This window comes from Bradyrhizobium altum (assembly GCF_020889705.1).
In the GTDB taxonomy this organism is placed as follows: Bacteria; Pseudomonadota; Alphaproteobacteria; order Rhizobiales; family Xanthobacteraceae; genus Bradyrhizobium; species Bradyrhizobium altum.
Genome location: NZ_JACMYP010000525.1, coordinates 1 through 1697, shown reverse-complemented (window position 1 = coordinate 1697; position 1697 = coordinate 1). Strand labels below are relative to the sequence as shown.

Annotated in this window: 2 protein-coding genes; both read left to right on the top strand. The window is 66.1% G+C overall.

Going from position 1 to position 1697, the window contains the following annotated elements; all coding sequences use genetic code 11:
• A partial coding sequence (locus H8B02_RS47095; RefSeq protein WP_229172491.1) for a tRNA1(Val) (adenine(37)-N6)-methyltransferase occupies nucleotides 1–644 on the top strand: 644 nt, incomplete at its 5' end.
• 245 nt (nucleotides 645–889) lie between these two features.
• On the top strand, nucleotides 890–1697 hold an 808-nt coding region (locus H8B02_RS47090), incomplete at its 3' end, for a S49 family peptidase (RefSeq protein ID WP_229172490.1).

The following is a 1697-nucleotide window of genomic DNA, read 5'->3' as shown; positions in this document are numbered from 1 at the left end:
CCCGATCAGGCCACCGGGTCGTCGATCTCGGCTCCGGCGTCGGCGCCGCTGGGCTCGCGGTGGCACGGCGGGTCAGCGGGATCGATCTGGTTCTGGTCGAAATCGACCCTGCATTGGCCGAGCTGGCCCGGAATAACGCCAGCGCCAACGCGATCATGGCCGAGGTGATCGTGCTCGATGTCGAGGCCGGCGCCTCCGCCTTCGATGACGCCGGACTTGCGCCCGACAGCGCCGACGTCGTGCTGATGAACCCGCCGTTCAACGATCCCTCGAGGCACCGCGCCTCGCCGGACGGCGTGCGGCAGCGCGCCCATGTCGCGACCGCGACCACGCTCGCCAGCTGGGTTCACGTGGCGCGGCGGATCCTCAGGTCGAACGGGCAGCTTGCGCTGATCTGGCGGGCCGACGGGATTGCCGAGGTGCTGGCTGCGCTCGACCGCGGCTTTGGCAGCCTCGAGATCCTGCCGGTTCATGGCGAGGTGACCTCGCCGGCGATCCGAATCCTGGTGCGGGCCACCAAGGGCGGCCGGGCGCCGACGCGGCTGCATGCCGCGCTGTTGCTCAATGAAGAGTCACGTGTGCCCAATAAATGGGTGCAGGAGATCTTGGCTGGGAAAGGGGAATTGCCGCTGGCGCGGCGCTGACGGGCAGGGATGCTGCCCGCGTCGTACTGGCACTAAATCACTGCGGGGCCGTTTCCGACTGGCGTTCAGGCCTGGATGTGAAGTGGATCGCGGTCAGAAGTGTACCGATCAGCAAAATCAGCAGGTAGATCTTCATGGCTCCCTCTCCGCCCGCGCGTTGCAACCCCAATGACAAAATGCAAAACGCGTTCCACGAAATCCAATGACACTGGCGTGATAAAAAGTGGTTAATTCGAGGTAACGGCATGAGTGAACAAATTAGTGATCGCCAAGGGCATTCTGGAGGACGTTCGGGATGGCTCGATCGCGCGCAGGGAATGCTCCCGGCGCGATTCAGGCGCGGCATGGCTGTCGTGCCGGTGGTGCGGCTGTCAGGCGTGATCGGCGCGGTGACGCCGCTGCGGCCCGGCATGACGCTCGCCGGCGTCGCCAAGATGCTGGAGCGCGCCTTTGGCACTCGGAATGCCAAGGCGGTGGCGCTGGTGATCAATTCGCCGGGCGGCTCGCCGGTGCAGTCGCGGCAGATCTATCTGCGCATCCGGCAACTGGCCGCCGAGAAGAAGCTGCCGGTGCTGGTGTTCGTCGAGGACGTCGCGGCTTCCGGCGGCTACATGATCGCCTGCGCCGGTGACGAGATCTATTGCGACCCGTCCTCGATCCTGGGCTCGATCGGCGTGGTCGGCGGCAGCTTCGGCCTCGAGGGATTGATCAAGAAGATCGGGGTCGAGCGGCGGCTCTATACGGCGGGCGCGCACAAGGCGATGCTCGATCCGTTCCTCCCCGAAAACCCCGATGACGTCGCCCGGCTGAAGTCGATCCAGCGCGAGATCCATGCGATCTTCATCGCGCTGGTTAAGCAGAGCCGCGGCAGTCGCCTGAGGGGGCCTGATGACGAGTTGTTCACCGGCGAATACTGGGCTGGCGAGACCGCGATCGGGCTCGGGCTTGCCGATGGCATCGGCGATCTGCGCGCGACGCTGCGGGCCCGCTATGGCGAGAAGGTGCTGACGCCGGTGATCGCGCCCGCGAGCGGGATGCTGTCTGGCCTGCTCG